Source organism: Streptomyces flavalbus, from assembly GCF_042674625.1.
GTDB lineage: Bacteria > Actinomycetota > Actinomycetes > Streptomycetales > Streptomycetaceae > Streptomyces > Streptomyces flavalbus.
Genome location: NZ_JBHTEB010000001.1, coordinates 691,974 through 718,603 on the forward strand (window position 1 = coordinate 691,974; position 26,630 = coordinate 718,603).

General features: G+C 72.8%; 14 protein-coding genes and 1 pseudogene. 7 read left to right on the top strand and 8 right to left on the bottom strand.

The features are described from left to right. The first annotated feature begins 157 nt into the window (after positions 1-157). Positions 158-1,408: a cation:proton antiporter gene (locus tag ACFQZ6_RS03075; protein WP_381604793.1), complete on the top strand. Its 1,251-nt coding sequence runs from the start codon at positions 158-160 to the stop codon at positions 1,406-1,408. Between the two features lie 76 nt (positions 1,409-1,484). Then, the gene (locus tag ACFQZ6_RS03080) at positions 1,485-2,783 is read left to right on the top strand and encodes an ArsB/NhaD family transporter (RefSeq protein WP_381604794.1); all 1,299 of its coding nucleotides are present in this window, start codon (positions 1,485-1,487) and stop codon (positions 2,781-2,783) included. Positions 2,784-2,829: 46 nt separating this feature from the next. Here ACFQZ6_RS03080 and ACFQZ6_RS03085 read toward each other — a convergent pair whose 3' ends face one another. Then, positions 2,830-3,411 carry an Rv1733c family protein gene (locus tag ACFQZ6_RS03085; RefSeq protein WP_381604795.1) on the bottom strand — a complete coding sequence of 194 codons (582 nt, stop codon included), beginning with the start codon at positions 3,409-3,411 and terminating at the stop codon, positions 2,830-2,832. Between the two features lie 185 nt (positions 3,412-3,596). Between ACFQZ6_RS03085 and ACFQZ6_RS03090 the strand changes: the two genes are divergently transcribed. Continuing rightward, positions 3,597-4,073, top strand: coding sequence for a CBS domain-containing protein (locus ACFQZ6_RS03090; protein WP_381604796.1), 477 nt, complete (start codon positions 3,597-3,599; stop codon positions 4,071-4,073). Between the two features lie 16 nt (positions 4,074-4,089). On the opposite strand, the gene ACFQZ6_RS03095 is transcribed toward ACFQZ6_RS03090, so the two are convergent. From ACFQZ6_RS03095 to ACFQZ6_RS03105, 3 genes are all read right to left on the bottom strand, one after another. After that, positions 4,090-7,005, bottom strand: coding sequence for an ATP-binding protein (locus ACFQZ6_RS03095; RefSeq protein ID WP_381618027.1), 2,916 nt, complete (start codon positions 7,003-7,005; stop codon positions 4,090-4,092). A 168-nt stretch (positions 7,006-7,173) separates the two neighbouring features. Continuing rightward, positions 7,174-8,202 carry a (-)-alpha-amorphene synthase gene (locus ACFQZ6_RS03100; protein WP_381604797.1) on the bottom strand — a complete coding sequence of 343 codons (1,029 nt, stop codon included), beginning with the start codon at positions 8,200-8,202 and terminating at the stop codon, positions 7,174-7,176. Positions 8,203-8,226: 24 nt separating this feature from the next. Next, on the bottom strand, positions 8,227-9,432 hold the full coding sequence (locus tag ACFQZ6_RS03105) for a cytochrome P450 (protein WP_381604798.1): 1,206 nt from the start codon (positions 9,430-9,432) through the stop codon (positions 8,227-8,229). A 509-nt stretch (positions 9,433-9,941) separates the two neighbouring features. Between ACFQZ6_RS03105 and ACFQZ6_RS03110 the strand changes: the two genes are divergently transcribed. From ACFQZ6_RS03110 to ACFQZ6_RS03120, 3 genes and pseudogenes are all read left to right on the top strand, one after another. After that, positions 9,942-10,523, top strand: coding sequence for an AMIN-like domain-containing (lipo)protein (locus tag ACFQZ6_RS03110; RefSeq protein ID WP_381604799.1), 582 nt, complete (start codon positions 9,942-9,944; stop codon positions 10,521-10,523). A 156-nt stretch (positions 10,524-10,679) separates the two neighbouring features. After that, positions 10,680-11,549: pseudogene (locus ACFQZ6_RS03115) on the top strand (oxygenase MpaB family protein); the annotation flags it as partial. A 184-nt stretch (positions 11,550-11,733) separates the two neighbouring features. Next, positions 11,734-12,384, top strand: a complete 651-nt coding sequence (locus ACFQZ6_RS03120; RefSeq protein ID WP_381604800.1) for a CBS domain-containing protein — start codon at positions 11,734-11,736, stop codon at positions 12,382-12,384. Between the two features lie 24 nt (positions 12,385-12,408). On the opposite strand, the gene ACFQZ6_RS03125 is transcribed toward ACFQZ6_RS03120, so the two are convergent. Further along, on the bottom strand, positions 12,409-14,334 hold the full coding sequence (locus ACFQZ6_RS03125) for a hypothetical protein (RefSeq protein WP_381604801.1): 1,926 nt from the start codon (positions 14,332-14,334) through the stop codon (positions 12,409-12,411). 834 nt (positions 14,335-15,168) lie between these two features. After that, the gene (locus tag ACFQZ6_RS03130) at positions 15,169-15,858 is read right to left on the bottom strand and encodes a TetR/AcrR family transcriptional regulator (protein ID WP_381604802.1); all 690 of its coding nucleotides are present in this window, start codon (positions 15,856-15,858) and stop codon (positions 15,169-15,171) included. Positions 15,859-16,369: 511 nt separating this feature from the next. Here ACFQZ6_RS03130 and ACFQZ6_RS03135 point away from each other — a divergent pair. Continuing rightward, positions 16,370-18,016 (top strand): glycoside hydrolase family 27 protein, encoded by a 1,647-nt coding sequence (locus tag ACFQZ6_RS03135; RefSeq protein WP_381604803.1) that lies wholly within the window; start codon positions 16,370-16,372, stop codon positions 18,014-18,016. 185 nt (positions 18,017-18,201) lie between these two features. Here the strand turns inward: ACFQZ6_RS03135 and ACFQZ6_RS03140 are convergent, their stop codons facing one another. Both ACFQZ6_RS03140 and ACFQZ6_RS03145 read right to left on the bottom strand, forming a co-directional pair. Continuing rightward, complete coding sequence (locus ACFQZ6_RS03140; protein ID WP_381604804.1) at positions 18,202-19,383, bottom strand: FAD-dependent monooxygenase; 1,182 nt, start codon at positions 19,381-19,383, stop codon at positions 18,202-18,204. Beyond that, on the bottom strand, positions 19,380-26,597 hold the full coding sequence (locus ACFQZ6_RS03145; RefSeq protein ID WP_381604805.1) for an amino acid adenylation domain-containing protein: 7,218 nt from the start codon (positions 26,595-26,597) through the stop codon (positions 19,380-19,382). Before ACFQZ6_RS03145 ends, ACFQZ6_RS03140 begins: the two co-directional genes overlap by 4 nt. Positions 26,598-26,630: the final 33 nt, after the last annotated feature.

Genomic DNA, 26,630 nt, shown 5'->3' on the forward strand with positions numbered 1-26,630 from the left:
CCCGCACCATGCCGGAACCCGGCAACGAGCGTGGGCCCGGAGTGCGCGCGGGACCCCTGTCAATGCCGCGTAAGGACCGTGTAGGGTTCCCAGCGGTGTGCCGGGAAGCCTGGTCGGCGGTCTTGACAGAAGTCTCTTTGCCGATCGGGGGTTCACCATGGTGCTCGTCGTGGTCTTCGGGGTGGCACTGCTCATCGCGGTGCTGTTGTCCGGGCTGGCCGCCAGGACCGTCCTGTCGACGTCGTTCCTTTTCCTCGTCGGCGGCGCCCTGGTCAGCGACGGGTTCCTCGGGCTGATCCACATCACGCCGGAGAGCGAGCTGGTCTCCGTCACGGCGGACCTGGCGCTGTTCGCGGTGCTGTTCACCGACGGGATGCACGTCTCGTTCCCCAAGCTGCGGGAGAACTGGAAGAACCCGGCGCGCGCCCTGGGACTCGGGATGCCGATCGCGTTCGTCGGCATGGCGCTGCTCACGCACTTCCTGGTGGGCCTGGACTGGACGACGTCGTTCCTGGTCGGCGCGGTCCTCGCGCCCACCGACCCGGTGTTCGCCTCGGCGATCGTCGGGCGCAAGGAGGTCCCGTCGAAGCTGCGGCAGTTGCTGAACGTGGAGAGCGGCATCAACGACGGGCTCGCCCTGCCGGTGGTGCTCATCTTCCTCGCCGCGGCCGGGCCGACCAGCGGGCACGTGGAGTCCGACCTGCCGACGATCCTGCTGGAGCTGGTGCTCGGCCTGCTCTTCGGCGTCGTCCTGCCGCTGGCCGTGATCACGCTGGTGCGGTTCCGGCTGCTGGGCGCCGAGCCCAAGCTCCAGCCGCTGCTGCCGCTGGCGATCGGCGTGATCCTGTACGCGGCCTGCCACCTGACGCACGCCAACCCGTACCTGGCGGCGTTCTCCGCGGGTGCCGTGCTCACCGCCTACTCGACGGAGTCGAAGGAGGCGTTCGAGCCGCTCGGGGAGGCGCTGGCGGAGCTGGCCAAGTTCGCGGCGCTGCTGGTGTTCGGCGCGCTGCTGACGCCGTCCCTCTTCGGTGACCTGTCCTTCGGCGGCTATGTCGCGGTGGTCCTCGCCATCGTGCTGATCCGGCCCGCGTCGCTGCTGCTGTCGCTGCTCGGCACCCGCTTCACCCGGCGGGAGAAGCTGGTCGCGGCGTGGTTCGGGCCGAAGGGCTTCGCCTCGGTGGTGTACGGGCTGCTGGTGCTCCAGGCCGGTATCCCGCAGGGCGAGGAGGCGTTCACGCTGATCGCCGTCTGCATCGCCTTCTCGATCATCGCGCACAGCTCCACGGACGTCCCGATCGCCCGCCTCTTCGACGTCGAGGACCTGGCCGGGGTGGACGGCGGCGACGAGGAGTCCCGCACCACCCCGGACGACAGGACCGACCAGGGCGCCCGGGTCGGCGCCTGACCCTTCCGCACCAGCCCCGCACGGAGGGCGGTGGCCGATCCGGCCGCCGCCCGAGGACACGACACGTCGGAGAATCGTGAACGACTGGCACAGTTGGGCGGCGATCGCCGTCTTCGTCGGCGCCTACGCCCTGATCATCAGCGAGAAGATCCACCGGGTGGCGGCGGCCCTCGGCGGCGCGGCGCTGATGCTGGCCATCGGGGCGACCGACGACAAGTCCGCCTTCTACTCCGAGCACTCCGGCGTCGACTGGAACGTCATCTTCCTGCTGCTCGGCATGATGATGATCGTCGGCGTGCTGAAGAAGACCGGCATGTTCGAGTACCTGGCCATCTGGTCGGTGAAGCGGGCCCGCGCCAAACCCTTCCGGGTCATGGTGATGCTCGTCGTCATCACCGCGCTCGCCTCGGCCCTGCTCGACAACGTCACCACGGTCCTCCTCGTCGCCCCGGTGACCCTGCTGGTCTGCGAACGCCTCGCGCTGCCCGCCGCGCCGTTCCTGATCGCGGAGGTGCTGGCCTCGAACATCGGCGGCGCCGCGACCCTCGTCGGTGACCCGCCCAACATCATCATCGCCAGCCGCGCGGGCCTGACCTTCAACGACTTCCTGGTCCACATGGCCCCGCTGTCCGCGATCCTCATCCTGGTCCTGATCGCCCTGTGCCGCTTCCTGTTCCGCAGCTCGTTCCAGTACGACGAGAAGCGCGCCGCCGAGGTCATGGCGCTGGAGGAGCGCGAGGCCATCCGCGACCCCCGCCTGCTCGTGCAGGGCCTGATCGTGCTGGCCCTGGTCGTCGCCGGTTTCGTGCTGCACCCCGTACTGCACTACGAGCCCAGCGTCGTCGCCCTGCTCGGCGCCGGACTGCTGGTGGCGATCTCCACCGCCGAGACCGGGGACGTCCTGCGCGAGGTGGAGTGGCCCACGCTCGCCTTCTTCGCCGGGCTGTTCATCATGATCGGCGGCCTCATCGAGACCGGCGTCATCGGCGAGATCTCCACCACACTCGCCGACACCATCGGGGACAACGAGATGGGCGGCTCGATGCTGCTGCTGGGCGCCTCGGCCGCGCTCTCCGGCATCGTCGACAACATCCCCTACGTCGCCACGATGGCCCCCATCACCTCCGACCTGGTGGCGTCCATGGGCGGCGGCGGGGACCACGTGATGTGGTGGGCCCTGGCCATCGGCGCGGACCTCGGCGGCAACGCCACCGCGATCGGCGCCAGCGCCAACGTCGTCGTCCTCGGCATCGCGGAACGCAGCCGCCAGCCGATCTCCTTCTGGCAGTTCACCAAGTACGGCCTGGTCGTCACCGTCGTCACGGTGGGACTCGCGGCCCTGTACGTCTGGCTGCGCTACTTCGCCCTCGCCTGACGCCGCTCCCGTGCCGTGCCGGACCACCACCCGGCGCGGCACGGCGTCAGCCGGTCTTCCAGCCGCGCGGGGTGTCGAACCGCTCCCAGTCCGCCTCCCAGCGCGCCATCCGCTGCCGGTCCAGACCGAGCCGCACCAGCCACACCGTCACCAGGACCGCTCCCCCGGTCCCCAGCGCCGTCAGCACCCCGCCCGCCGCCATGTGCATCCGCGCCTCACCCGCGCTCAGCGGCTCCGGCACGACAGCGCCGCCCCGGTCGGTCCACACGGCGACCTCGCTCCCGGCCGCGGACCTCGCCGGTACCCGCGCCTCGTCCGTGCGCGTCAGGCCGTCGCGGTCGGTCCAGCGGACCGTCGCCCACACCCGGTAGTCGGACGGCACCCGGGACGGCACCTGGTCGCCCGCGTCCTCGACGAGTTCCGCCGTCACCCGCTGCCGTTCGGCGCGCTGCGCGTCGGCGGCCCGCTGCACGCCGTGCGCCGCCGCCATGCCCGCCAGCGCCCCGCCGAGCAGCGCGAGGACCCAGCCGAGCAGCACGACCCAGGCTTCGATGACGTCGCAGCGCCGCCTGAGCGGACTGCGCCGCCACCGCCACAGCCGCACCCTGGCACGCCGTGACGCAGGCATCGGCCGACACCCCCTCGTGAGCACCGACGGCACCCTTCCAGTGTGCTCCCGCCCGCCCCGAACGGCACCGCCCCCGAACACGTGCCGTCCGTCCCCTGGCCGGGCACCCGGCGGTGTACGACGCTGGGTGCGGACAGGTACGCCGTTGGCCGTGCCGCCCGCCGAGGGCAGACGAGGAGGGTGCCGTGCGTGCCCGTGAACTGGTGGTCGACTACGAGACGGTGGACGTCGACAGCGACGCGCTGGCGGCGGCCCGGCTGATGGCCGAGCACAGCCTGCCCGGACTGCTGGTGCTGGACCGGCGCGGCGCCCCGCGGGCGGTGCTGCCCGCCGCCGAGATGATCAAGATGCTGGTGCCGAACTACGTCGTGGAGGACCCCGCCCTCGCCGCCGTGGTCGACGAGCCGCACGCCGACCGGCTCTGCCTGGCGCTGGTGGGCCGCCGGGTCGGCGACTGCCTGCCCGGCAGGGCGGCGCCGCCGCCGGTCGCCGACCCCGACGACACCGCCCTTGAGGTGGCCGCGCTGATGGCACGGGTGCACAGCCCGGTGGTGGCGGTGGCGGAGCGGACGCCGGACGGCACCCGGCTGCTCGGCGTGATCACGGCCTCCCACCTGCTGCACCAGCTCCTCGCCCACGCCGGGACGATCGGCGCGCCGTGAGCGGCTGACCAGGCGGTCACTCGCGGGGCCGGGGGAACGTCTCCAGGGCCCTGGCGAGCCCGGTCGCGTCGGTGCCGATCTTCCGGTAGACGGCGGACAGCAGTTGCCGTACGCCCTGCTCGGTCAGGCGCAGGTCCTTCGCGACCACGGCCAGCGGGTGGCCCAGCGCCGTCCGCTCGGCGGCCTCGCGCTCCCGCGCGGTGAGGGTGTCGGTCTGCGCGTACCGCAGCGGCAGCGGTCGCAGCCCGGCCGCGGCCAGCTCCCCGCGCGCCCGCGTCGCCAGCGCCTCGGCACCGCAGTGCACGGCGGCCTCCAGGCCCTGGTAGAGCCGGTCGGCGGCCTCCTGCACCCTGCCGGTCCGGGACAGCGCGGCGCCGTGCCCGATGAGCGCGCGGGCCAGCTCGTAGGCGGCCGGTGACGTCAGCAACTGCTCCACGGCCTCCTCGTACAGTTCGAGCGCGGCCGGTCCCCCGGTCACCCGGGCCTCGGTGTGCAGCGCCTGCCCGATCACCGACGCGGCGCCGAAGTCCCGGGCCAGCTTGACGGCCTCCCGGGCCAGCCGGACCGCCCGCTCCGGGTCGGTCGGGGCGAGCGCGTCCGCGAGGTCCAGCCGCCAGGTGCACCACCCCGGGTTGCGCCAGCCCCGCGCGTCCAGCCGCTCCCCCACCTCCGTCAGCAGCCGCTGCGCCTCCGGGTAGCGCCCCTCGGCGATGAGCAGCTCGGCGTACACGGTGCGCGGGTCGGGGTAGATGACGGCGTTCGGCACGACCTCGCCGTACCGGTAGGAGTCCACGAGCCGCCGCGCGTCGGCGGTGCGGCCCCGGGCGAGCAGGGTCTGGACCACGATCCCGATGGCGAACCACTGGGCGGGGACGGCACCTTCGACGCGCTCGGCGGTCCGGAGGCCCTCGCTGGCGTAGTGCTCGGCCTCGGCCAGGGAGCCCCGCCGGTAGCGGATGTACCCGAAGAGCGCCTGCCCCAGGGCCAGGTGGGAGCCCCGCCAGCCCTTGCCCTCGCATTCGGCTATGCCCTTGATGAACAGTTCCTCGGCGCGGCGCGGCTGGTCGCCGTGCATGAACACCAGCGCCACCGAGACCGGCACCTCGAAGCCACGGTTCTCGTCGGTCCAGCTCATCCCGCCGTGGAGGGCCTTCTCGGCGCACCCCAGAGCGGTGTGCCGCGGCTCGCCTCGCACCAGGGCGTCCCAGGCCCGCAGCCCGAGGATGTACCGCTCCTCCAGTCCCTGGCGGTCGGCCAGCCGTTCGGCCAGCCGGGTCAGCCTGCGCGAGCGGGCGGCGGAGTCGGGCTCGTCGGTGCGGAACGCGCTCCACACGAGGTGGTCGGCCCGCATCCGCAGCCGGATGCGCGGGTTGGGCGCGTTGTTCACCTCCTCGGCGGCCACCGTCGCGGCCTCCGCGACGCGGTCGGTGTGGGCCAGCGCCTGGGTCAGCCGGTAGACGATGGAGGCGCGCAGGTCGGCCGGGATGTCGGGCTCGGCCAGCGCCTCCCGCAGGTGGGTGACGGTGGCCGTGGGTTCGATCAGGAAGGTGGCGCAGGCGAGTTCGTGCAGCAGCGCGGCACGGTCCTCAGGGAGGGGCGGCTCCTGGAGCGCGCGGGTGAGCAGGCGCCGGGCGGCCTCCGGCGCACCGGCGCGGAGGTATTCGCGGGCGGCCTTCCGCAGGCACTCGACCGCCTCGGGCTTCCCCTCGCAGGGGACCTCCAGCAGGTGGCGCGCGGCGGCGGTGGGTCCGTAGCCCGCGGCCCGGACGGACACCGCGGCGGCGTTGTGCATACCGACCCGCAGGTGCGGGCTGATGGAGCGGTAGATGGCCGTGGCGATCAGCGGGTGCACGAATTCGAGGCCGCCGCCCGGTCCGTCCTCCTCGGCCAGGATGCGGGCGGCACGCAGCTTGCGGATCGCCTCCATGGCGGCCTCGCTGTCGCCGACCACCGCGATGCCCGCGGCGAGGTCCGGCCTCGCTGGCGTGCCCAGCACAGCCACGGCCTCGGCGAAGCGGACGGTGGCCGTACCGAGCTGCCGCAGTCGCTCGACCAGCCCCGGGCCCTTGAGTTCGGACGCCAGGTCGCGCATGACGGGCAGTTCCGCCTCCGTGCCCTGCACGCTCCGTTCCGCGAGCCGGATGGCGAGTTCGACGGTCTCGAACGGGCTGCCGCCGGTGACCTCCCAGCACTCCTGGCAGAACTCGTCCTCGGCGCTCTCCCCCACCTTGGACCGCACGATGCGCGCGACACCGGTGGGGGTGAGCGGTACCAGGGCATGGGGGCGGGCGGCGTGCCCGGTGAACAGCGCGCGGAAGGCGGTTGCCCCGGCGGGCAGTTCGTCGGGCCGGAAGGCGGCGACGATCAGCAGGGGAAGGTCCGCGGCGCGGGCGGCGAAGGCGGTCAGCCAGCCGAGGGACTCCAGGTCAGCCCAGTGCAGGTCGTCCAGGAGCAGGACGACGGGAGCCTTCAGCACCGCGAGCCGGGTCATGACCCAGTCCAGGCCGTCGCGGACACCCGTCGGGTCGGGCGTATGCGGGGTGTCCTTGGCTTCGAGACCGAGGGCGGTGGCGACGATGTCGTACCAACTGCCCAGGAAGGCACGGCGTTCCGGTTCGCTCATCGCCGCCAGGACCGGCTGGACCAACTGGCGCACCACGTGGAACGCCAGTTCCTGTTCGGTCTCCCCGCCCCGGCCGGAGAGCACCGTGCAGCCCAGGGCCGTGGCACGGGCGCGCGCTTCCGTGATGAGCGCCGTCTTGCCCAGTCCGGCCTGCCCGGTGAAGGCGAGCAGTCCTCCGTGCCGGGCGCGTGCCACGGCGTGGGCCGCGCCGTGGAGTTCCGACAAGGCGGTTGCGAGCGCGTCGAGTTCCCGCTGACGTTCGACCAGTGGGCGACCTTCGCCGATCGGTTCCCGCGACCCATGCACCATGTGCACTTTCGCTTCCTGTCGTTGGTCCTCGGACGTAAGCGCCGAGCGTACGCCGGTCCTGCGGGCACGATGCCCGGGTTGCCAAGCGAGGTTGACAGGAACGAGTGAAATACCAGCAGCTTGGGGTTTGTGGTCCGCTCTTCGGGTAGCGTCCCTTGGTTACGCCCGTTACACCCTCCCTGATACCTCTGCGGCCACCTTGGTGGCGTCCGCGTACCGGGGCACGGTGCGGGACCAGTAGTAACACCCGCGTATCCAGCCGATCATGCCCTCCACATACCCGACTCCGGCGGGTGTCAGCTCCGGTTCGATCTCCTGGTACAGCCGCTCGATCTGTTCAATCGTTCCGTTGATCTTGCGGACGGCGAGACTGACGGCCTCCGGCAGGGTGAAGCACCCCGCCCGCTGGTAGGCGAGGGCCAGGTTGATCAGCCCGCCCGTGCGTTGCTCCTTCACCGCGGAGAAGAGGTCCGGTATCCACACCGCCGCGTCGGCCGAGAGCCGCTCCAGGCGCCGCATCACGGGGTGGTCGAGTTCCGCGTCGGTCAGTTCCCGGGGCTGGGCGGCCTCGTAGAGGGGGTAGAACGGCTCGACGCCCGCGATGAGCGCGCGGACGGAGCAGCACAGGCCCACTTCCACGGGCCCGGCCTGCGTCTGGGCGACCGACTCGTACAGCAGGCCGTGGACGTACTCCCGGCTGCGCCACGCCCACCGCGCCGCCTGCGCCGGTGTGCAGCGCTCGCGGACCTGGCGGTAGAGGTCGGACAGGGCCGCGCCGAGGTGGGTCGTGGGTGGTTGGCCGTCGCGGAGGATGGCGACGCTCTCGCAGAGCATGGGCAGGAGCTGGCCGGGGTTCCGGCGGCCCACCTCCTCCGCCGTGTCGTCGAAGACGAACTGGTAGGCGATCTGGTTGGCCACGATCTGGAGGATGTCCAGGTCGACGGACGGGCTGTTGTAGGAGGCGAGTTCGGCCGGGCGGGTCCGGTCGATCATGTCGGCGACGGCCGGGTCCTCCGTCAGGCCGCGGGAGCGCAGCCACTCGGTGACGCCCGCCTCGGCCTCGGACTGCCGGGGGTGGCTCTGAAAGGGGAAGGGCATGTAGAGCGTGTCGTCGACGAGTTCCCTGAGACTGCGGGTGCGTGGTTCCCCGGCTGCGTCGGCCGGGATCTCCTCGTGGACCGTGTGGACCGTGTGCACCGTGGGTCACTTCCTTTCAGGCGGTCAGGACTCCGGTACGGGGCGGCGCGGTGCGCAGATCATCTCCAGGGAGCGGGGGCCCAGCGTCACCGCGGGCCGTGGTGGCACGGGGCGGCGGCCGGGCGGCGGGCGCAGCCGCCAGCGCGCGGCGACGGCGGCGAGGGCGACGGTCGCCTCGGCCACGGCGAGGCTGTCCCCGACGCACTTGCGGTTGCCCGCGGAGAAGGGCAGCATCGCGCCGCCCGGCACCCCGGCGGCCCGCTCCGGGAGCCAGCGGTCAGGCAGGAACGCCTCGGGGTCGGGGAAGGACGCGGGGTCGTGGTGCAGGACGTAGGGGCTGTACAGGACGATCGTGCCGCGGGGCAGCCGCTGTCCGGCGAGTTCGGTGTCCCGGGTGGTGACACGTGTGAAGAGCCAGCCGGGCGGCTGGACGCGCAGGGTCTCGGTGATGACGCGTCGGGTGTGGCCGAGCCGGGCCAGGTCGGCGTGGTCCGGGGCTCGGTCACCGGCGAGGACGTCGTCGACCTCCTGGTGCAGCCGTCGTTCCTCCTCGGGGTGGTCCGCGAGGAGGGCGAAGGCGGAGGCGAGGCACATCGCCGTGGTCTCGACTCCGGTGAGCAGCAGGGTGACCAACTGGTCGTGGATCTCCCGCTCGCCGGGCGGCGTGGCGCCGGTGGCGGTACCGGTCGCGCCGTCGGCGGCCTCCAGCAGCGTGGCCAGGAGGTCGTCGTACGCGGCGCCACCGCGCCCGCGCTCGGCGATGATCTCGTCGACGAGGGCGTGCAGCCGGGCCAGGGCGTCGCGGTAGCGCCGGTTGGCGGGGGTGGGCACCTTGAACGGCGCGTCGAAGGGCACCACCGTGCGGACGAACAGGCCCCGCACGACGGCGCCGAGGCAGTCGCGCACGGTGGCGGAGCGCCCGGCGTCCAGGGAGCCGGAGAACAGCAACCGGCTGGTGGCCCGGGTCGTCAGCGCCATCATCTCCGCGGTGACGTCGACCCGCTGGCCCGGTCGCCAGGCGCGGGACGCGGCCCGCGCCTCCTGTCCCGTCAGCCGGGCGTGCTCCGCGACGCGGGCGGGGCGGAACGCGGGCTGGACCAGCCTGCGCTGGCGCCGGTGCGCGTCCTGGCGGCAGGTGACGAGGCCGTCGCCCATCAGGGCGCGCAGCCGGTCGAAGAGGGGACCTCCCTTGTCGTAGGTGTGCGGGTCCATGAGGACCTGGTGGACCACGCGCGGATGACAGGCCATCCAGGCGCGTACGGGGCCCAGCCGGACCTCGACGAGATCACCGCGCGCGGGAAGGGAACTCAGGAAATCCAGCGGGCGACGGAACAAGGCAATAGCATGGCTGGCGAACGGGAATATGCCTGGCGCAGTACCCACTGTCCATACTCGCTGCGGCTCGGTCATGGCATCGGTCATCGAATACCCCCTGCCTCAGTCGACACACGGAAATCGGCGTCCCCCCACCGACATGCGCTTGAATTCATGTTCTGCCCAGTCCAACCCGGGTACGGCGCACTGAATCCTCTGAGCGCGGGGGCGCACGGGTGCACGGGGAAGCACGAGCGAACCTCAGTCAACGGGAATGTGCACGGAATATCCCTTGACTTCTCCCGGGATTCCGGCACGGAATTCCGGCTGCCGCTTGCGGAGCTTCGGTGGGGCGTAGCACAACCTTTGCGGCAAGGCGCGTGTCTCACCCGATAACAGCACCCTTCCCTCCACTGGGGGACACCATGAGACGAAGCCGAACAACCTGGGTGTCGCTGGCGCTGCTGAGCGCCGCACTGACGGTCCCCGTCCTCCCCGCACAGACCGCCTCCGCCACCTCCGCCACCGTCGCCCAGACGGCGTGCCCCACCGGCTGGGGCAGCCTCGACAAGGTCGGCGCCGCGACCGCGACCGCCTCGCTGACGAACGTCAGGACCGGCCGTCACGACTGCTACGACCGGATGGTCGTGGACGTCCCCGGCGCGGGCACCGGCACCGGCTACTGGGTCAGGTACGTCGACCAGCTCCGCCAGGACGGCTCGGGACAGGTCGTACCCGTCGCGGGCGGAGCCGTCCTGGAGGTGCGGGTGATGGCGCCCTCCTACGACCCGGAGACCGGCGTCCCCACCTATCCGGCACGGCCGGGCCGCCCGTTGCCCGGGGTCGACCTGACCGGGTACCGGACCTTCCGGGACGCCCGCTTCGTCGGGAGTTTCGAGGGTGACACCCAGCTCGGGCTCGGGGTCCGCGCCCGGCTGCCGTTCCGTGTGCTGACGCTCACCGACCGGGTGGTCGTGGACGTCGCGCACGCGTGGACCAGCGGCTGACCCCGCCGCGGGTCAGTCCCGCCCGGCCGGTGACCGTCGCCCACCGGCCGGGCCTCTCCGTCCGGACTCTTGACGCCCCCCTGAGACAAGTCAATAGTTTTTGTATCTCCGGCTCATGAACGGGACCGCAGCGCGCGCCGAGAGGAGCAGGAACCCATGGGACGCTACCGCCGACTCCGCCGCATCCGGCACATGGACCCGCGACAGGACCACGAGCGGATATTCCGCTGGATCACCCAGTACGAGTTCCCCCGCGACTACCTCAACGGCGTCTCCGTCGCCTTCCTGCGCGACTACGGCGTCCCCCGCATCTCCCGGCTCCTGGACCGCACCCAGGAGTTCGAGCGCGCCGGACAGAAGCGCTACGACGACACGGTGCTGATGGCGTACGAGATGGTCCGCGACGGCATGGACTCCGCGCACGGCCGGGCCACCCTGCGCCACCTCAACCGCATCCACGGCCGCTACCAGATCCCCAACGAGGACTACCTGTACGTCCTGGCGACCACGGTGGTCGGCCCGAAGCGGTGGATCGACCGGTACGGCTGGCGCCCGCTGTGCTGGCAGGAGGCCGAGAGCCTCGCGCTGGTGGGGCGGCGCATGGGCGAGATGATGGGCATCACCGGCATCCCCGACACCTACGCGGGGTTCGAGCGGCTCCACGACGCCTACGAGCGGGAGATGTTCGCCTACGATCCCGCCAACCGCCGGGTCGCGGCGGCCACCTTACGGATCCTCACCGACTGGTACCCGCGCCCGTTACGCCCGTTGGCGGCCCGCGCCTCGCTCGCCGTACTCGACGAGCCGCTGCTCACCGCGCTCGGCTTCCCCCGGCAGCCGCGCTGGCTGCGGACCGCCACCCATCGCGCCCTGCGGCTGCGGGCCGCGCTGATACGGCTGCTGCCGCCCCGCCCGGAGCGGCTGCCGCGTCGGCCCAGGCCGCGCAGCTACCCCTTCGGCTGGACGCTGGACGACCTCGGCCCGCACTGGTCCCGGTCCAGGCCGCTCACCCCGCTCCCGGACGAGAGGCCACCGCACCGGGACGGTCGGGGCGCGGAGGGGTGGGCCGATCGGCCCGGCGCGGGGCCCGCTCAGCCCCTGTGTGCCGGGGGTCGCGCCACGGAACCTGGAGTGGAGGAGCCCGCGACGAGCGCGGGCCCGCCATCCAGGGCCGCTGACGAGGCCCGCGACCGGTCGAGGAGGAACAGCGATGAAGGCCACCAGTATCGGCGCGGTCATGGTCGGTGACGTCGTCACGGCCGACCGGGACACCCCGCTCCGGGACGTCGTCCGCAGACTCCGGGACCACCGTGTCAGCGGTCTCCCGGTGATCGACGAGGACGACCGGGTCGTCGGGGTGATCGCCGAACGGGACCTCGTGCTGCGCGGCTCGGGCGACGGGACGGCGGCGGGGGTGATGTCGGCGCCCGCCGTCACCGTGCACGCCGAGGCCCCCGTCCCCGAGGCGGCGCGGCTGATGGCGGAGCACGGCGTCAAACGGCTGCCCGTCGTCGACGAGGAGGACCGGCTGGTCGGCATGGTCACCCGCCGTGAGCTGCTCCAGGTGTTCCTGAGCAGCGACGACGACATCCGGCGGGAGATCAGCCGGAAGGTCCTCACCGACACCCTCGGCGTGCCCGCGCGGGCCGTCGACATCGCCGTACACGACGGCGTGGTCACGCTTACCGGCCAGTTGGAGCGGCGCAGCGACACCGCCGTGGCGGTCGGCATGACCAGCCGCCTGGGCGGCGTCGTCAGCGTCCTCGACCAGCTCTCCTACCGCGTCGACGACTCCCATCCGCGCCCGGCGGAGGAGGCGGCGCTGCACGGGGTGACGGACGACTACGTCAGCGGGCCCTGACCCGGCGGATACGTCAAGCGCGCCCTAACCCGGGGCGCCGCCGCCGGAGAGGCTCGTCTCGGCCGTCGTGCTGGTGAACCCGTTGGTCGTCGTGATGCGCAGCCGTACGTCGTCCCCGGGGCCGAACTGGCGTCGGTCCAGGTCGACGGTGGGCTCCTTCAGGCCGACGCCGACGGTGCGCCAGGTCCGGCCGCCGTCCGCGCTGACCTGGGCGGAGTAGGAGTAGCCCGCCTCGGGGTCCTCGTCGAACTCCAGGGCCATGCGGACCATGCCGTCGGCGACGCCCGCGTCCCGCGCGGCCCGTAGCCGGGGCGGGCCGCCCGCGGGGTGGAAGGTGTCCACCACCTCACCGTCGAGGACCAGTTCGACGGCCTCGGGGGCGGGTCCGGCCGGTGTCACCGCGTCGATCAGACCGGTCCGGTCGCCGCCCGGCTCCGGTTCCGAGCCGAGCTTGACCGGGACCTGGATCTCCCGCGGCGGGGCCCCGCCCGACTGGAGGACGCGCAGTACGGCCGTGGGGCCGCTCTCCTCGTCGCCGTGCGCGGGACCGCTCGCCAGGCTCGGCGGCACGGCGGCCGGGGCCACCGGGTTCACGAACTGGATGCCGCCTTCCCGACGGGTCAGGTTCACCGTCCCCACGACGCTCACGAGTCGTCCGGCCGTCCCGCCGTCCGGTCCGGGGCCCGCGGCGCGTCCGGCGGGGCCCGGCTCCCGCACCGTGGTGACGGTGCGCGCCGGGTTGCGTTCGTCGGGCCGACCGCTGCCGGTGCCGGTCCCCGCCGCCGACGCCGTCGTCCACAGCGGCGGGGCGGGCACGGGCACCGGCTCGGCCGCCGGTGCGCCGCCCGCCACCAGGGCGTCCTCGGCCAGCAGCCGCAGCCGGATGCCGTCGTAGGTGTAGGAGCTGAGCCACTGCCGGGCGCAGTACGTCATCACGTCGTGCCACTGCTCCCCCGGCAGCGCCCGCATGGGCAGCCCGAGGGTGGGGTCACCGACGTCGAAGCCGACGTAGCCGTGGGTGGCGTCGCCGAGCTGGCCGTTCTCGAACGGGTAGTTCAGCAGGTCGCTGTGGCTCTCGCCGCAGAAGCCGGGGTGCTTGCGTCCGAAGGTGTGGCCCAGTTCGTGGGCGCCGTACCAGTCGCCGTACACGCCGTCGAAGTCCCAGCCGAAGGTGGCGCTGCCCGTCGGCCCTGAGGCGACGGTGGCGGCGTCGGGGAGCACCGGGATGCCGGACGCCTCGCCCCGCATGAAGAACCCGCTGTCGGCGACCAGCCCGTAGTAGTGGGTGCGCTGGTCGCCGCCCGCGCTCATGTCCAGGGCGCGCAGCGCGGCGAGTTGGGCGTTGACCTGGACGGCGAGGAAGTCGGGCGGGGCGAGCGCGTCGACCTCGCCGCGGCTGCTGATGACGTCGGCCACGGGGTAGGCGCGCTTCAGCCAGGACAGCAGCGCCTGGTAGTCCAGTTCCCTCGGGGCGCGGACGGTGGGCGGGTCCCCGTACCGGTAGCGCATCCCGAGGACGCGCACCCGCAGCGGCGGCCCGGCCCTGAACCAGACCGTGGGGCCCGCGGGGCCGGTCAGCGGCAGCGGTACGCCGCTGGCCGCGTCGACGACGTTGACGCCGCTGACGCTGAGCGCGCCCTCGGTCGTCAGCCAGCTGGGCAGCACGAAGTTCAGGCTGAGACCGGCGTCCCCGCGCCGGGTGGCGAGGTCGGGGGGCTGCACCGGATCGAGGGTGATCGCGTTCATCGAGGTGACGGTGGTGGCCGGTTCCGCCGGGGAGCGGCGGACGGCGATGGCGCCCCGCACGGAGACCGCCGGACCCGAGGTGCTCCTGAGGTAGAGCCGGACGACGGTGGTCTTCCCCGCGATCAGGGTCACCGAGTGGTTGAGGTCCTGTACGGCCTGGGTGATCTCGGCGGCGTCCAGGACTGCGTGTGGCTGCGAAGACATGGTGCGGAACCCCCAGAGCGGGGTGGGGAGTGCGTGAGCGGGGTGGGGCGGGGCGGGGCGGGGATCCGGACCGGGGTCCGGATCTTCGAGGGCGGCGGCGACCCCGTCGAGGAAGCCGGTGTACGCGGCCAGGACCGGCCGTGGCGGCACGCCCGCGCGGCACAGGGAACCGCGAGCCCGGCGCGGGCCCGGTGTGCAGGGCGGTGAGGATGCCCTGTGAGGAGAGCGGGTCGAAGGCGAGGGCCGCGTCCCCCGCGGCGATCCTTCCCGGGCCACAGCCGGGGGTCAGGCGCAGTCCGTGGGCGGGCGGGGGTCCAGCGCGATAGCGGGGGGGGTGGCCGCGGTCGACGGTGGTGAGCCGGTCGCTGAGGTGCCGGGTGCGGGCGGCGGCGCGCAGGAACCCCTCGGGGGTGCGCGGCGCGGGCTCGACGAGGTCGGCGTCGGTCGGATGGGCCGCGATCCGGCCGCCCGGGGTCAGCGCCGTGTACCACCACCCGCCCGGCACCGGCTCGATGAGGATGCGTGACTCGGTGTCGGACGCCTCGGCACCCGGCGGTCCCGGGCGGGGCAGCAGCACGTGTACGGCCATCAGCCGGTCCTGGCGCAGCGGGGCGGCCCGGCGCCTGGCGAGGGTCGCGCGGCGGCCCGTCGCGTCCACCGCCCAGGCGCAGCGCGCCCCCGCGTGCCGCGGGCCCCGCGCATCCGCAGGCGCACTCCCGTGCCGTCCGCCACCGCGCCGAGCACCCGCCCCCAGCGCCCCGCTCATCGCGACTGGTGGTCCCGCGGGGGCGGGCGGGTCGGAAGGGGACGCGCGGGCAGACGGCCGGGCGTGGCTCAGGGGCCGGAGGCGGTGCCCTCGATCAGCCGCCGCAGGGACGGCAGCAGCGCGTCGAGGTCCTGTCCGCTGCGGAAGGCGACGACGGTGGTGCCGCCGTCGCGGGTGGCGGCCTGCTCGGCGGGCGCCGGGAACAGCGCGAGCACCTCCCGCATCGCCTCGTCGACCTCCCGCACCGGGTCCGCGGACTCGTCCCGCAGCCACCGCCGCAGCACGTGGTTGTGGGCCGCGACGACCGCCGCCGCCATCAACTCCGCCCGCAGCGACGCGGAGGCCGTCGGGTCCCCCATCCACTCGGCGATGAACTCCCGGAACAGCCGCTGGTAGCGGGCGACGCTGGCGATCTCCCGGTCCCGCAGCACGGCGACCTTGCTGGTCAGCGCGTACCGGCGGCGGGCGAGGTCGCCCTCCTCCACGTAGTGCAGCAGCACCAGGCGGACCGCGTCGGAGACGGCGACCAGCGCGGTGCTGTGGCTGGACGTCGCGAGCCTGTCCTTGATCAGCTCCAGCATCCGGTCGTGGTCGGGGAAGATGACCGCTTCCTTGGACCGGTAGTGCCGGAAGAACGTCGTCCGCCCGACTCCCGCCCGTTCCGCGATGTCGTCGACGGTCGTCTGCTCGTACCCGCGTTCGTCGAAGAGGGCGAAGGCGGCATCCGCGAGCCGGATCCGTGCGGGTGACTTGCTCATGACCGCCCATCCTAAGTCGGTCCCGGCGCCGCGGGTTCGGCACCTGGGCACGGCTTCCCTAGTGTGCATATGCTTTTGACATAGTCCACCCATGTCGAGCCGCGAAGCCATCAAGTACGCCCCTGACGTGGGCCTCCTCATGATCCCGGGCGATCCGGCAGCGACGCCCGTCGGCTGCCACGGCTGGACAGCCCTCCACGACCTCGCCTCCGGTGACCGCTTCTACGACGACGAGAACGACGAGGACGAGGCTGAGGCGGACGACGCGGACTGGGCGCCCAGCCGCGACGAGCCGCTGTCGTGGACGGAGCAGACGGATGAAGAGGAACCCGGCGCGCCGCGTCAGCCCTTTCGCATCAGTCGTGAGCTGATAACGCGCCAAAACCTGTGCTTCCCAGGGGTGTTGACAGGACCGGACGCCTCTCTAGTATCCGTGAGGCATCAAAAGTTTCCGAACGTTGACCGAAATTTCGAACCCCCCTGTCCCTCTCTCCTGCCGAAGGAGCTCCGGGTGCTCAGACGATCAGGCAGACGACTGTTCCGCCTCCTCACCGCCGCCGCGCTGACGGTGACCGCGGCCGTGACGGCCTCAGCGCAGTCCCCTGCCACCGCCGCGCCGGGCAGTCCGGCGCTCACCCCGCCGCTGGGGTGGAACAGCTGGAACAGCTTCGGGTGCGGGATCACCGAGGCCCAGGTCCGCCAGGCCGCCGACGCGATGGTGTCCTCGGGGATGCGTGACGCCGGGTACCGCTACGTGGTCGTCGACGACTGCTGGTTCGACCCGCAGCGGGACGCGCAGGGCAACCTGCGGGCCAACCCGACGAAGTTCCCGAGCGGGATGAAGGCCCTCGGGGACTACATCCACGGCAAGGGCCTGAAGTTCGGCATCTACCAGGTGCCGGGCGACCGCACCTGCGCGCAGACCGTGGGCACGTACCCGGGCTCCACGGGCAGCAGGGGCCACGAGGTCCAGGACGCCAACACGTTCGCCTCATGGGGGGTCGACTACCTCAAGTACGACTGGTGTTCCTCAAGCGGGACGCGGGACGAGCAGGTCGCGCGGTTCACGCTGATGCGCGACGCCCTGCGCGCCACCGGTCGGCCCATCGTCTACAGCATCAACCCCAACAGCTTCCACGCCATCACGGGGTCCACGTACAACTGGGGCGAGGTCGCCGACCTGTGGCGGACGACCGAGGACCTGCTCGACATCTGGCAGAACGGCAACACCAACAGCTACCCGATGGGCGTCGGCAACGTCGTGGACGTCAACGCGCCGCTGGCCGCGCAGTCCGGCCCGGGGCACTGGAACGACCCCGACATGCTGGTCGTCGGCCGCCCCGGCCTGTCGCTGACCGAGTCCCGCTCCCACTTCGCCCTGTGGGCGCTGATGAGCGCCCCGCTGATGGCCGGCAACGACATCCGCACGATGTCCGCCGACGTCAGCGCGATCCTGCGCAACCCGCGCCTGCTGGCGGTGAACCAGGACTCCCTGGGCGCGGGCGGACGCCGGGTGCGCGACGACGGCAACACCGAGGTGTTCGCCAAGCCCCTGGCGGACGGTTCGGTCGCGGTGGGCCTGTTCAACCGGGGCGGGAGCACGGCGACGGTCACCACGACGGCGGCCCAGGTCGGCCTGAGCGGCGGGGCGTTCACCCTCACCGACCTGTGGACCGGCGGTGCGTCGAGCACGTCCGGGCAGATCTCGGCGAGCGTCCCCGCGCACGGGGTCGCCGTGTACCGGGTGAGCGGCGGCAGTCCGCTGGCCGCCACCACCTCACGCCTGCGGGGCGAGGGCTCCGGCCGCTGCGTGGACGTGGACAACGCCTCCACCGCCGCTGGCGCCACGACCCTGCTGTGGGACTGCCACACGGCCGCCAACCAGCTCTGGACCACCTGGGCGGGCGGCGAGATCCGCGTCTACGGCGACAAGTGCCTGGACGCCTACAACCAGGGCACCGCCAACGGCACCCGGGTCATCACCTGGCCCTGCAACGGCCAGAACAACCAGAAGTGGACCCTCGGCTCCGACGGCACGATCCGCAACGTCCACTCCGGACTGTGCCTCGACGCCAACGGCGCCGCCACCGCCAACGGGACCCCGCTGGTGCTGTGGACCTGCAACGGCCAGGCCAACCAGAAGTGGACCCGTGTGTGAGCGTCACGGCGCCGGGTTCCACCCGGAGTGGCACCACCCACGGCTGAACACCCGTGCCCGCCCGGAAGCCCTCCGGGCGGGCACGGTCCCGTCCTGGGACGAGAACTCAGGCCGCCGGGAGCCCCAGTTCCCTCGCGATCACCGTGCGCTGGACCTCGCTCGTGCCCTCGCCCAGGTGAGGGGGGTCAGCCCAGCGGGGGCCAGGTGAGGACCGCTTCGTTCTGGCTGGTGAGCTTGGACAGCGGTACGAACCGGAAGTAGAGGTCGCGCGCCAGGGCGGGGAAGAAGCCCTCCAACTGCTCGGTCTCGCTCAGCGCACGGGCCGCGGCGACCAGCCCCTCCGTCCGGGGCCTGCGCTCGTCCTCGTAGCCGCGCAGCGCCGCGACCGGGTCCGCCGTAGCCCGCAGGTGCTGGGCGAGGACGACGGCGTCCTCGATGGCCAGCGCCGCTCCCTGGCCCAGACTCACGAGCATCGGGTGGGCCGCGTCACCGAGCAGGGTCATGCGCCCGGTGCCCCACCGCTGGAGGAACGGGCGGTCCTGGGCGGTGATGTGGACGATCGACTCCTCGGGGGTGACGCGGATCGCCTCCCGCACCTCGTCGGCCCAGCCCGCGAAGAGGCCCGCGAGCCCTTGCTTGCCGCGCCGCAGGTGTCCGGAGGCGCCCGGGGGCACGTTCTTCGTCGCCCACCAGTAGGCGCGGCCCCGGCCGATGTCGGCGAGGCCGAAGCGCTGTCCACGCCCCCAGTAGTGCGCCGCGTAGCCCTTGCTCAGCCGCGGGTGCGTGAAGGGCACCGTGGCCAGCCAGCAGGCGTAGTGGCCGGGGCGCGGTGCGTCGGCGTCGGCGTCGGCCACCTGGCGGCGGATCGCGGAGTTGAAGCCGTCCGCGCCGATCAGGAGGTCGCCCGAGGCGGTCCTGCCGTCCTCGAAGGTGACCTCGACCCCCTCGTCGCCGCTGACGAACCCCGTCGCCGCGGCGCCGAGTTCGATGACGCTCTCGTCCCCGAGGGCGTCCAGCAGCGTCTGCTGGAGATCGGCCCGGTGGACGGCGTAGTTCGACGCCCCCAGCCGGTCCGAGACCTCCCGGAACGGAAGCGCCCTGATCGGACGGCCCCGCCGGGTGCGGAACGTGAGCTCGTCGAAGACCGCGCCGCGCTTGTCCAGGCCCGGGGCGATGTCGATGTCGAGCTCGCGCAGCGCCAGGACCGCGTTGCACATCAGCGACACCGCCGTGGTGCCAGGGCGCAGCTCGGGGGCCCGCTCGAAGACCCGCACCTCGACGCCCACCCGGCGCAGCGCCGCCGCCGCGGCGAGGCCGCCGACGCCCGATCCGACGATGAGGGCCTTGCGTGGGGGGAACTCGGTCATGTCCCATTCCTCTCCGACGGTCGTCGGCCCGGTCGGTCGGCCACCGCCTGTACGAGCTGCTCGGCAACGACGTGCACGTGCGGTTCCTCCAGGAGCACCAGGTGGTCACCGGGGACGTCGACCACCTGGAGTCGGCCCGTGGTCAAATCGCCCCAGCCGTTGGTGGGGTCCTCGTGCAGGCTGCGTGCCGCCCCGTGCATGGGCTGGAGGATCTCCGGCAGCTCCGAGGTCGCGCGCAGCAGCACCACGTCCTCGTCGCCCGGTTCGGGGTGGTAGGTGAGGATCGCCCGCCAGTGCGCCTTGAACATCTGGAACAGGCGCCGCACGGTGGTGCGCGAGCTGCCCGCGGGCAGGACACCCGCCTGGGTGGCGTGTCCGACGATGAAGTCGAACGTGGCCTCCTCCGCCAGCCCGTCCGGCAGCGAGACCACCGGGGCGGTGCCGCCGCGTTCCATCCACAGCAGCTCCCAGAAGAACCACTCCAGCAGCGAGTGGTCGGCGATGTCGGGCCGCTCCCCCCGCTTGACGGCGATCGGGTCGATCAGCACGGTCCCGTGCAGGGCGTCCGGGTCACCGCGGCGGAGCTGGCGCGCCATCTCGAAGGCGACGAAACCGCCGAAGGACCAGCCGCCGATCACGTACGGCCCTTCGGGGCACGCGCGCCGCACGGCCTCCAGGTAGCCCGCCGCCATCTCGGGGACCGAGCTGAGCGGCTCCGTGCCGGGCACGGTCCCCCACGCCTGGAGCGCGTAGACCGGCTGGTCCTGCGGCAGGTGGCGGGCGAGGCGTACGTAGCACAGCACGTGGCCGCCCAGCGGGTGGACCAGGATCAGCGGCGGCCTGTCGCCCTCGGTGCGGATGGGCACGACCGGGTCGAACCGGGCCGCCGCGTCGCTGCCCCGCAGGCGCCTGGCCAGCCCGGCGACGGTCGGGGCGGCGACGAACGCCGACAGCGGCACGCTGACGCCGTAGCGCTTCTCGATCGTCATCACCAGCCGCATCGCGGTCAGGGAGGTGCCGCCGATGTCGAAGAAGTTGTCCCGCACGCCCAGCGCGGGCAGTTCCAGCAGTTCCGCCAGGATGCCCACCAGCGCCCTCTCGTGCTCGTCGGCGGGTTCGGTGGGGTCCGACGTCGGCGCGGACAGCGGCATCCGGCGCAGCAGGGCGTCGTCGCGCTTGCCGCTGGGTGTCAGGGGCAGGCTCGCCAGCCACTCCAGGTGCGAGGGCACCATGTAGTCGGGCAGCACCGCCCGCAACCGGCCGCGCACCTCGTCCAGGTCCACGGCCTCGGGGTCGCCGACGAGGAACGCCGCGAGGAACGCGTCGCCGCCCTCCCGGCGCCGGGACACCACCGCCGCCTCGCGGATGCCGGACCCGGACTGCTCCTCCGCGAGCTTGGCGATGGCCAGTTCGACCTCGGCCAGCTCGACCCGGAAGCCGCGCACCTTCACCTGGGAGTCGGCGCGGCCCAGCCAGGCGAGGTTGCCGTCGGGCATGACCCGGGCGAGGTCGCCCGTGCGGTAGAGGCGGGCGCCGGGCTCACCGGACGGGTGCGGGACGAACCGCTCCTCGGTCAGGTCGGGACGGTCGCGGTAGCCGTGCGCCAGGCACACCCCGCCGACGTAGATCTCTCCCTTGGCGCCCGCGGGGACCGGCCGCATGAAGCTGTCGAGCAGGTGCAGCTCGATGCCGTCGACGGGGACGCCGATGGGCGGCAGGTCGGGGAAGCGGGCCGGGTCACCGGTCATGGTGTGGTGGGTGAGCAGATGGGTCTCGGTCGGCCCGTACTGGTTCTCCAGTACGGTGTCCGGCCGCGCGGCGCAGAACTGGCGGATCTCGTCGGTGATCCGGAGCTGCTCACCGGAGGAGATGACCACCCGCAGGGCGCGCGGGCGGATGCCCAGCGCCTGGGAGGTCTCCGCGAGCTGCTGGAGCGCCACGTAGGGCATGAAGACGCGCTCCACCTCCTCGCGGTCCAGGAGCCTGAGCAGGGCTGGCATGTCCCGCCGCTCGTCCTCGGCGAGGAGTTGCAGGGTGCCGCCGCCGCACAGGGTGGAGTAGATCTCCTGGAACGCCACGTCGAAGCTCAGGGGGGCGAACTGGAGGGTCTTGCCGCCCGCCGCGCCGCTGGCGGAGGGCACCTGCCAGCGCATGTAGTTGGCGAGCACCCGGTGCGGGAGTTCGACGCCCTTGGGCTCACCGCTGGACCCGGAGGTGAACAGCAGGTAGGCGACGGTCTCGCCGGTGATCTCCGGCAGTTCCGCGGTGCCGCCCGGGTCCGGTTCGGCGGCGAGCAGCCGGTCCACGTACAGCAGCCGGGAGGGGTCGTCGAAGAGCGGTGCGTGCGTCTCGCTGGTGACGATCCACAGCGGGTCGGCCTGGGCGGTCATCACCGCGAGCCGGGCCCGCGGGTAGCTGACGTCGAGCGGGACGCAGGTGGCTCCCGCCTTCCCGACGCCCAGGACGGTCGCCAGGGTCTCGGGCGAGCGGTCCATGGCGACGCCGATGGTGGAACCGGCGCGCGCCCCGGCGCCGACGAGGCCGTGGGCTATCCGGTGGGCGGCCTGGTCGAGCTGGGCGTACGTCCAGCTACGCGTACCGCTGCTGACGGCCACCGCGTCGGGCGTACGGGCGACGTGCTCCTCGATCAGCCGGATGACGTCCGGGGGCGCCTCCCCCGCGGGCCGCGCGGGTACCTGCCCGCCGCCCAGGAAGGCGAAGTCCACGTCCTCCTCGGGTTGTTCGGTGATGCGCCGCAGGATGGCGACGTACGCCTGTCCGACGCTTTCGACCTGGGAGCGCGAGAAGGTGCGCCCGTCGGCGTCCATGCGCAGCCACAGGCGCTCGTCCACCGGGTCGACCACGGCGTTGACCAGGAGCTTGAAGTTCGTCTCCTCCCAGGTCGTGAACTCGGTCAGCTCCATGCCGGTGCCCTCGAAGAGCGAGGTGAGCACGTGCGGGTCGACGTAGTTGAAGGCGGTGTCGAAGACGACGGCGCCGCCGCGGTCCTGCTGGATGGCGCTGAGCGGGTAGCGCCGGTGGGGATGGCTCTCCCGCTCCTGCGCGTACACCGCGCGTGCCGCGTCCAGCCAGGAACGCGGGCGGGCGTCCAGGCGCAGCGGCAGTGTCTCCAGGAACAGCCCGGTGATCCGTTCGGCGTCGGCGCGCTCCGGCCGTCCGCCGGTCACCAGGCCGGTGGTGATGTCCGCCACGTCGGCGAACAGCCGCAGCGTCAGGCAGTGCGCCGCGAGCAGCAGGGACTTGACCGGCAGGCCGTGGGCGCGCGCCAGGCGGCCCACCCGGTCGGCGAGGCCGTCGGGCAGTTCGACCTGGTGCACGACGAGGCCCGTGTCGCCCGCGGGCTCGTAGGGCCGCAGCCCGTCGAGCTGGGCGAGTTCGGCGCCGTCGAGGAGCCGCTGCCAGTACCGCCTGCTCTCCGGTGAGGCGAGGGCCCGGCGCTCCTCGCGTACGTACAGGGCGGGCGAGGGCAGTTCCCGCGACGGGACGGCGGCGACGGGCTGTCCGGCGTGGTGGAGGAAGTCCTGGAGCAGTTCGCGCACCAGCGTGGCCACGCTCCAGCCGTCGAGGATCGCGTGGTGGAAGCTGAACACCAGCTCCAGGCGGTCGCGCAGGACGTGCATACGGAACAGGTACAGCGGCGGCCGGTCCAGCCGGTACGCGTGGTAGCGCCGTTCCTGGACGTGCCGGTCCACCTCGTCCCGCGCCTCCCGCTCGTCGAGGCCGCGCAGGTCCACGACGTCCAGTCCGCCGTCGGCCTCCCGGTGCACCAGTTGGAGGGGTTCGGAGTAGCCGCCGAGGTCGAAGGCGGAGCGCAGCACGGGGTGGCGCCGTACGAGGCCGTCGAAGGCGCGGCGCAGCGCCCGCTCGTCCCACGGCGACTTCAACGTGTAGCGGAAGACGTCGTGGTAGACGGACGACCCCTCGTGTTCCCGGCTGTGGTAGAGCAGGCCCAGGTGCAGGTGGGTGGCGGGGTAGGCGTCCGCCAGGCCGGCCAGCCGTGCCCGGTCGACGCCCGAGACCAGGGCGAACGGTGCGAGCGGTGCGTCGTCCTCCTGTCTCGGCGCGGTCGTCGCGACCGCCGCGAGCCCGGCGACGGTGGGGTTGCGGACCAGGTCCGCCAGGGTGAAGTGGACGCCCGCGCGCCGTGCCTCCGCCTGGATGCGGAGCATCTGGATGGAGTCCCCGCCCAGGGAGTAGTAGTCCTGGTCGACGCCGACCGCGTCGGTTCCCAGTACGGCCGCCCAGGCCGCCGCGAGCTTCGCCTCGGTCTCGTTGGACGGCGTCCGCGCGCCGGTGTCCGTCTCCACGCTGGGGGCGGGCAGCCGCCGCCGGTCGGCCTTGCCGTTGGCGGTCAGCGGTATCCGGTCGATCCGCACGAAGTACGCCGGGATCATGAACTCCGGTAAGGACTCCAGAAGTTGGGAGCGGAGGCGGGCCGCCTCCACCGCCTCCTCCCCTTCGTGCGCGACGTAGTAGCCCACCAGGTGCACACCGCGGCCTGGGGTGGTCCGGTCCACCACGAGGGCGTCCCGCACGCCCGGGCAGGCCGCCAGGCGGTTGGCCACCTCGCCCAGCTCCACGCGGTTGCCGCGGATCTTGACCTGGTCGTCCAGCCGTCCCAGGTACTCCAGGGTGCCGTCCGCCAGCCACCGCGCCCGGTCGCCGGTCCGGTACATGCGCCCGCCGGGCGTGAACGGGTCCGGCACGAACGCCGCGGCGTCCAGCTCGGGCCGGTCCAGGTAGCCGCGCGCCACGCCCACGCCCGCGACGCACAGCTCACCGGCGACGCCGGTGGGCTGGAGGTGCCCGTGCGCGCCGACCACGTACAACCGGATGTTGTCGATCGGTCGCCCGATCGGCACCCGGCGCACCTCGCCGTCCGTCGCGCCGGGGCAGTCGTGGTACGTGACGTCGACCGTGGCCTCGGTGGGGCCGTAGAGGTTGGTCAGCCGGGGGGCCGGGGCACCGGCGGCCGAGAGCGCCCGGTTGAAGCGGTTCACCTGGGCCGGGGTCAGCGCCTCGCCGCTGCAGAACACCTGGCGCAGGGAGGCCGCGTCCGCCGCTCGGGACGGGTCCTCCTCGACCAGGTCGAGGAAGGGGCCGAGCATCGACGGCACGAAGTGGAGCACGCTCACCCGGTGGGCCCGTACGGTGCGGAGGATGACGTCGGGGTCGCGCTCCCCCCGGGGCGGCAGCAGCGCCAGACCGGCGCCGGTCAGCGCCCACCAGAACAGCTCCCACACCGACACGTCGAACGTCGCCGGGGTCTTCTGGAGCAGGACGTCGCCCTCGCCGATGGGGTAGCGGCGCTGCATCCACTCCAGCCGGTTCACCACGGAGCGGTGCTCGATCTGCACGCCCTTGGGCCGCCCGGTGGAGCCGGAGGTGTAGATGACGTACGCGAGGTCCCGCGGCCCGCCCCGCGGGACGGGGGCGGCGGGCGCGGTGGGCGCCGCGGGGTCCAGGCGCCGTACGGGCACGGCGTCGCCCACCAGGGCGGTGGGCACGGTGCCGCCCAGCAGTACCGCCGTCACCTGGCTGTCCGCCAGGACGAACCGGACCCGCTCCTCGGGGTGGTCCGGGTCGACGGGGACGTAGGCGGCGCCCGCCTTGAGGACGCCGAGGAGCGCCGCGACCAGGTGCGGGCCGCGCTCGGCCACCACGGCGACCCGGTCGCCCGTGCGCACGCCGTCCTCCCGCAACCGCTGCGCGATGTGGTTGGCCCAGCCGTCGAGCCGGGCGAACGTCAGCGACCGAGCGGGGTCGTCGGTGACGACGGCCACCCGGTCGGGCGTCCGCGCCGCCTGCCGTTCGAAGAGCGCGTGGACGGTGGCGTCCTCGGTGAACGCGCGCACCGGGCCGGTGCCCGTCGCGATCAGGGCGGCCCGCTCCTCCTCGCCGGTCATGGCGATCCGCGACAGCGGCAGGTCCGCGCCCGCGAGCGCGCCCTTGAGGATCGCGTCGATGTGGGTGGCCACCGACTCCACGGGGAAGTCCGCGTCGAACACGTCCAGGGCGTAGTCCATGTCGACCAGGACGTCACCGACGTCGTCCAGCTCGTTGACGACCACGGCCAGCACGTCGTCGTCGTGGGCGCGTGCCTGCACGACGGTCTCGTACCGCACGCCTTCGACGGCCAGCGGAGTGGGCCAGCGCAGATAGGCGAGGGTGGTGTCGAACAGCCGCTTGGGGCCGCTCTCCTGGAGGGGGACGCAGCGCAGCAGGTCGCCCAGGGAGAAGCGCTCGTGGGGTTTCAGCTCCCGGGTCGAGGCCTGCACCTGGGTGACGAGGTCGCTCATCGTGCGGTCCTCGCCGACGGTCACCCGCAGCGGCAGGGTGTTCGCGAAGTGGCCCACGGTCTGCTTCTGCGCGGTGGTGGGCCGGTTCAGCAGCGGTACGCCCAGGACGACCTCGTCGCTGCCGTGCACCCGGGACAGGTAGACGGCGAAGGCGCCCGCGACGAACGCGAAGACCGAGTGGCCGCGTTCGCGGATGCTGTCGATGACGCCGCGTTCGATCAGGAAGCTGTGCCGGGCGCTGCTACGCGATCCGGCGGGGGCCGAGCGGCGGAAGAGGGCCGGTGCGACACCCCGCAACCGCTCCTGGAAATAGGCCCGGTCCTCCGCGTGGTCGTCCGAGGCACGGTAGCGGCGCTCTTCCTCCGTGAATTCCCGGTACGACGGCACGGACGGCTCCTCGAACCGCCCGGTGCGGCGCATCCGGTCGTACTCGGCGCGGACTTGGGACATGAAGAGGTTCAGGCCCCAGGCGTCCGCGACGATGTGGTGCACCTTGACGTAGGAATGGAAGACTCCCTCGCCCTCCTTGAGGACCACGAGCCGGAACAGCCGACCGCGCTCCACCTCGAAGGGCACGTCGAACGCGTCCTTGATCCACGTCGTGCAGGCGTCCCGTGGCGAGGGGGCGTCGGAGAGGTCGATCGTCGGGATGTCGTACGCCTCGTCCTCGGTCCACTGGCGCGGCGTTCCCTCCTCCGGGTCGATCCGGATCCGGAACGCGTCATTGCGGTCGACCGCACGGCGCAGGCACGTCTTGAGGAGGTCGACGTCCACGTCACCGGTGAACCGGTCGGTGATGAAGCAGTTGAACTGCGGGAGTTCCGGAAAGAGAGAGTTCGCGGCCCAGATGTCCTGCTGGTAGGCCGTGAGGGAGTAACGCTCCCGTGGATTCACGATCGCTCCATTTTTCCTCGGCTCTGGCCTTCG